We start from the raw sequence: 5,186 nt of genomic DNA, 5'->3' as shown, positions 1-5,186 counted from the left end.
ATAATTTTCGGGTTTCTGATTCCTTGCGGATTTACATTGCAGATGCGACAGAACCTCCTGTAACTGTTAATAACCAATTAGCATCTATATCTTTATATTTTATCATTAAATTATGTATTGTAAGCATTCCTGCATTGGTTCTTTCTTTGCAGATTTCTGTTATTAAAGAAGTACTGATTTTTAATTCCAGGGCGAATTTGGTAGGATTTGAAATGATATCTGCCTTCTTTAGGTATTCATAAACAATTAAAAATCTTGTCGTTATGTCATTCATTACATGTGATTTAAAGATTTTATCTTATTGTATCTTTCTTTTGTATAAGATACAATAAGTATTCCTGTATTGTAAAACGAATGAAAACGGCTATTCAACTCTGATTATGCCAGTTACAATAGATGCCGCAAGTAGTTCAGATTTTGGTATTTCAAAAGTATCGTAATCTTTATTATCGCTTACAAGTGCAATAAAATTATCATTATCAGACCTGCGCACCCGTTTGATCAGTACACCCAGTTTAGTACTTAAAATAACATACACTTTGTTCCATTGAAATAAAGTACCTGCAGGCAGCTGCTTACAGGCGGCAATATCTCCATTCTGGTAATTGGGATACATCGAGGAGCCTCTTATGATAATTAAATAATCTGCGTCTTCAAAAACCGGGATTAAAAATTGTTGGTTATTACTAGAAACAGTTGTACTGCCACAGATGTAAGCTGTTAAGTCTTCTGCTGTTATAAGCGACAGGTATTTGTTTTTTTTCTCAATGCTTTTACAGCTGTTTTTTAAAACATTCCCATTTCCGGTTGAAAGCCATTCTTTGTCAAGTAGTATATTTAGTTCACACAATCTGTTAATGAAATCAGCAGGTAAATTAACCTTACCGTTTAACACCTGCGAAAAGGAAGATTTACTGGAATAGCCTATCAGCCTGCCTATTTCCTGCTGGTTTTTGGCAGTACCCAGGCTCATTAGGGTTTTTAAGGCTATTTTAATTCTCTGCAGTTCAGTCATGGTTCTATTTCTGCTTATCAGCTTGAATCTGTTTTTCCAGATAGAAGATTATTTTCTGCAGGTTTTCTATGGTCTGCTGCTGAGACGCTGCTAAAACTTTAAAATTTTCTGCACTCTCTAATAGCAACCTGTAGATGTCTGAATTTTGAATTGTTTCCTTAAGCATCGGTCCTTCTCTTTTGAGCAGCCAGTCGCAGCTGTACTGAGGATATTTAGCTGCAATTTTCAAAATCCATTTGGCTTGTATATCGGTGTTTTTTGCAATGGCACGGGATAAAACAGCCTGGCTTGAACCCATTTCCTGTTCAAGTTTTGAAATGGATATATTTTCATTTTCTGCTAGAATTTTAATGTTTTCTAATAATATATTCATCCAGATACGAATTTACGTCATGATACTGTAAAATTAATCATAATTTGTTGTGATTTGTTTTTTTGTATGAAAAAACACGAAAAAATATGATGGCTTTAGATTGGGACATTTTTAAGCAGCTGTTAATATATAATTGTAGGTAAGTATGGATTCTTTCATATGGGCTTTAATAAAAAACAATTCTTTTTTTTCTTAAAACTATGTGTTTTCTAATTAAAGGGAAGGTTTTTGTATTTTTATTCTGGCCGTTGAGGAAGGGATTGTTTGGATTTTGTTTACAAGCAGTCTGCAGATCTATAATGAAAAGGCTCTCTTGGATTAAAAATTAAAAATGATCTGTGATTATAAGCGCCATAAGTATTTGTATCCCCGGGGACTGTAAATATCCTAAGCAAAGACATGCTGATTACCATTTATTTGTTCTGTAAATTAAACCCTTTATAATATTGGGCATATTAAATTTTCAATACGCAGCATAGTGGAACTCCATGTTTAGCCTCCATTTAAATTTTGGTGCCTTTAGCCGTATATGCACTATATTTTGAATGAGTTTATATAGATATGCCGCGATTGAAAAATCAGTTTAAAATTTAAGGGGTTTATATTTTTCTGAATTAAAAGACAGCCGGCTCCGTTTTGGTAATTCCCTGTTTCATGTTCTGCAGATTAATAAGTTAGAGTATGTAAACTTATGGATTAAATATGCTATTGCATTTTAGTTTTAAATAATCAATACATAGTTAAAAAAACAAACAGTTAAATGTACAAAACTGCTGCGGTTTCCTTTTTAAAATTTCCTGCAAAGCGGTTGCAGATTATAATCTGCAACCAAATAAAATTCCGAAAGTAAAGCTGAGATGATAAAACGTGATGAGATTTATTAATATTATGCCTTATTTGTTTGCCAACATTTAATAAACTAAAAGTGTAAATAATGTACACTAACAGTGTAATTTATTATCTTTGTGAGGATGGATAAAAATCTTTACATAATTGCAGGCTGTAATGGTGCTGGCAAGACTACTGCCTCATTTACAATACTTCCCGAAATACTAAACTGTAAGGAGTTTGTAAATGCGGACGAAATTGCCAAAGGACTTTCGCCTTTCCAGCCTGAAAAAGCTGCCTTTGAATCGGGTAGAATAATGCTCCACCGAATTAATGAATTATTAGCTAATAGTGAAGTTTTTGCCTTTGAAACGACTTTGGCCACGAAAAGCTATAAGCAGAAAGTGATTGCGGCTCAGGAAAAAGGCTATAAAGTGGTTCTTTTATTTTTTTGGCTCGACAGTGTTGATCTGGCAATCGAGAGGGTCAAGACGAGGGTTCAGGAAGGCGGACACAATATTGAAACCGATATTATTAAGCGCAGATATAAAAACGGAATAGCTAACTTATTTGATATATATTTGCCTATTGTTAATGAGGCATTGATTTTTGACAATACAGCTGTAAAAGCTGAATTAATAGCTCAAAAAACTTTGGGCAATGACATTGAAGTTATAAATGAAATCAAGTTCGATAAACTCAAAAATGGCCAATCATGGGAGAACACAAAACAACAACAACGACACCGACTCAGAAGAAAATTATAGAGGCAATGGATAAAGTTTCTGAAAAATTAATTGAGTTCAAAAAGAAAAATAATAGCGATCTGGTTGTTATGCAGGACGGTAAAATTGTTAGAATAAAACCAACTTCCTTGTAGATTATTGCTGTCACAAACAACCTAAAGCTCTCAGATAATGAGAGCTTTTTTTATTTGCAGACTAAAAATATTAGGAAAATTATTAAACTAAATCTACTTTCGCATAAGCTGGAAAATGCTTAGAGGACGTTCTTTATATAGAGATTTTTTGCAAGAGGTCAATCATTGTATAGAAAAAAATTACAGACCCTTATAAGTATAAGTTCCAAGGACAAGAGCGCCAAGACGAGCTGGGACTAGGCTGGGACAGTTTTAAGTGGAGAAACTATGATCCTGCAATTGGTAGGTTTATGAGTGTAGATCCTTTAACAGAAAAGTATCGAGATTGGGCACCTTATGTTTTTAGTGGAAATAGAGTTATTGATAGTCGTGAATTAGAAGGATTAGAACCTATTACTGCTACTCTAGCTTTAGAAGTAGAATTCGCACCAGAGACTTTAGCTGCCGAAACAGCAGGGGCTGATTTTACCGTTGCATTAGAAGGAATGACCGTGGAAGCTGTACCTCGAGTTAGTATGTGGGAAACAGTTGGGAATTTCTTTGGTGAACTTTGGGAGACTGTTGCAGGGGGGTCTGATGTAAAGACTGATTTGATTCCTAAGAATGCTATGGAAGGTGCTATAGATAAGGCTAAACCAAAAGCAGACGAAAAGGAAAAAGCAAACGATAAACCGTACGCTCCAGATGAGCCTTTAGGAAAACAGAAAAATGGTGAGCCAAAAGTAGATAGTGAAGCTGAAGGAAAGAAACACACTCAATTAGGAACAAAACAAGGAAGGAAAGGTAAGTATACGCAAGGAAGAGAATTTGATGAAAAGGGGAATCCTGTAAAAGATATAGATCATACAGATCATGGAAGACCAGACACTCATCCTGATAATCCTCATCAACATACGTGGGAACCAAGTAAAACAGGAGGAACACCTCAAAGGTCAAAATTACCAACAAAGATAGAATAATGATAAAGAAGATTAGGATTTCAGGAAAATCAGATGAAACTATTCTGACAATAAAACTAAAAGATATACTGGAATGTATTGGTAATCCATCAATTTATAAATGGAATTTACTGTGGATTGAAGCAATAGGGACATACCAGGAATCAATTTTGGACTTTGAAGCTAAGATTAATGACTCAAATGATGGTATTCAATTTGAATTCGAGGAATTGATTAAATTGTCTGATTCAACGGATCAAATTATAGAACTGACTTTGGTAGCAGATGTAGAAAGTGAAAAGTTAATAAGGTACCACACGGATGAAAATATGTACAAAAATTGTAGATATGTAATAGAATTGATAGATTCTTCTTTTTGGGAGTTCACAAGTTCCGATTCTAAAGTTTTAGAAGTTATCAAACAAAAATTCGATGGTGTATCAGATGTAGAATATTTTGAATAGTATATAATATAGCTAAAAAAGGATGTGCAATTGCAAATCCTTTTTGCTTTTTAGTAATTTAAAGGAGCCACTTTTTATTTCCGGATTCATCATGAGAGTATAGTTTTTCCAATCAAAAATCATTTGATCAGAAAAAAATTTGGTGTAAAGTCACATATAATTGACAAGGGTAGTGTTACAGATTAGGTGTTTTTATAATTTACCCAGTTAACTAACTGAAAAAGGGTAGTGTTTCAAAGTTAGTGATATAAGATTTTAGATTTCTAACCTTTTGAAATTGAACAAATTTTAGAAATAAATAATTTTAAGATGAGCAGTGATGCTCATCTTTTTTGTTTTATTATTGCCTTAAATGTGCTAAAATGAATAAAAATTCGACATGGTGTTCCAAAGTGGTTCTGTCGCATCTGTTTAATAACTATTATCTTTAGACGTTCAAAATATATTTTATGAATACGAAAGGTCATTGTTATCCCAAAGCCATTATTTTGCAGGCTGTTTATTTCAAATTGAGATTTACATTGAGTTACAGGGATATTGAGGAAATAATGAAAATGCGTGGAATAGCAGTTGATCACGCGACGATTCAGCGCTGGGTATTTAAATTTACTCCAATGGTTGAATCTCAGATGAAAAAAGGAAAGAGCAGAGTAGGCGCCAGCTGGCGAATGGATGAAACTTATATAAA

7 protein-coding genes are annotated in these 5,186 nt (G+C 33.7%); 4 read left to right on the top strand and 3 right to left on the bottom strand.

The annotated features are described in order from the left end of the window. Positions 1-31 precede the first annotated feature (31 nt). The 3 genes from ACODSB_RS23870 to ACODSB_RS23860 all read right to left on the bottom strand — a co-directional run bounded on the left by ACODSB_RS23870 (position 32) and on the right by ACODSB_RS23860 (position 1,388). Positions 32-274, bottom strand: a complete 243-nt coding sequence (locus ACODSB_RS23870) for a hypothetical protein (RefSeq protein WP_488938872.1) — start codon at positions 272-274, stop codon at positions 32-34. 90 nt (positions 275-364) lie between these two features. Further along, complete coding sequence (locus ACODSB_RS23865) at positions 365-973, bottom strand: S24 family peptidase (protein WP_488938871.1); 609 nt, start codon at positions 971-973, stop codon at positions 365-367. Between the two features lie 46 nt (positions 974-1,019). Then, positions 1,020-1,388 (bottom strand): hypothetical protein, encoded by a 369-nt coding sequence (locus ACODSB_RS23860; RefSeq protein ID WP_488938870.1) that lies wholly within the window; start codon positions 1,386-1,388, stop codon positions 1,020-1,022. A gap of 971 nt (positions 1,389-2,359) precedes the next feature. On the opposite strand from ACODSB_RS23860, the gene ACODSB_RS23855 reads away from it, so the two are divergent. From ACODSB_RS23855 to ACODSB_RS23840, 4 genes are all read left to right on the top strand, one after another. Beyond that, the gene (locus ACODSB_RS23855; RefSeq protein WP_488938869.1) at positions 2,360-2,983 is read left to right on the top strand and encodes an ATPase; all 624 of its coding nucleotides are present in this window, start codon (positions 2,360-2,362) and stop codon (positions 2,981-2,983) included. Positions 2,984-3,275: 292 nt separating this feature from the next. Then, positions 3,276-4,055, top strand: coding sequence for an RHS repeat domain-containing protein (locus ACODSB_RS23850; protein ID WP_488938873.1), 780 nt, complete (start codon positions 3,276-3,278; stop codon positions 4,053-4,055). Then, positions 4,055-4,498: a hypothetical protein gene (locus ACODSB_RS23845; protein ID WP_488938868.1), complete on the top strand. Its 444-nt coding sequence runs from the start codon at positions 4,055-4,057 to the stop codon at positions 4,496-4,498. The genes ACODSB_RS23850 and ACODSB_RS23845 overlap by 1 nt, the downstream gene beginning before the upstream one ends. Positions 4,499-4,947: 449 nt before the next feature. Beyond that, positions 4,948-5,186, top strand: a 239-nt coding sequence (locus tag ACODSB_RS23840; RefSeq protein ID WP_488938867.1) for a transposase domain-containing protein, incomplete at its 3' end; no start/stop codon positions are given.

The organism is Flavobacterium sp. FG68 (assembly GCF_057808895.1).
Note: the sequence above shows the minus strand (reverse complement) of the source record. Positions and strands in the feature narration are given on the sequence as shown.

Bases quoted from the DNA above. Each gene is read 5' to 3' on its own strand.
- ACODSB_RS23860 (WP_488938870.1), bottom strand. From the start codon at position 1,388: ATGAATATATTATTAGAAAACATTAAAATTCTAGCAGAAAATGAAAAT.
- ACODSB_RS23855 (WP_488938869.1), top strand. From the start codon at position 2,360: ATGGATAAAAATCTTTACATAATTGCAGGCTGTAATGGTGCTGGCAAG.
- ACODSB_RS23845 (WP_488938868.1), top strand. From the start codon at position 4,055: ATGATAAAGAAGATTAGGATTTCAGGAAAATCAGATGAAACTATTCTG.
- ACODSB_RS23870 (WP_488938872.1), bottom strand. From the start codon at position 274: ATGAATGACATAACGACAAGATTTTTAATTGTTTATGAATACCTAAAG.
- ACODSB_RS23865 (WP_488938871.1), bottom strand. From the start codon at position 973: ATGAGCCTGGGTACTGCCAAAAACCAGCAGGAAATAGGCAGGCTGATA.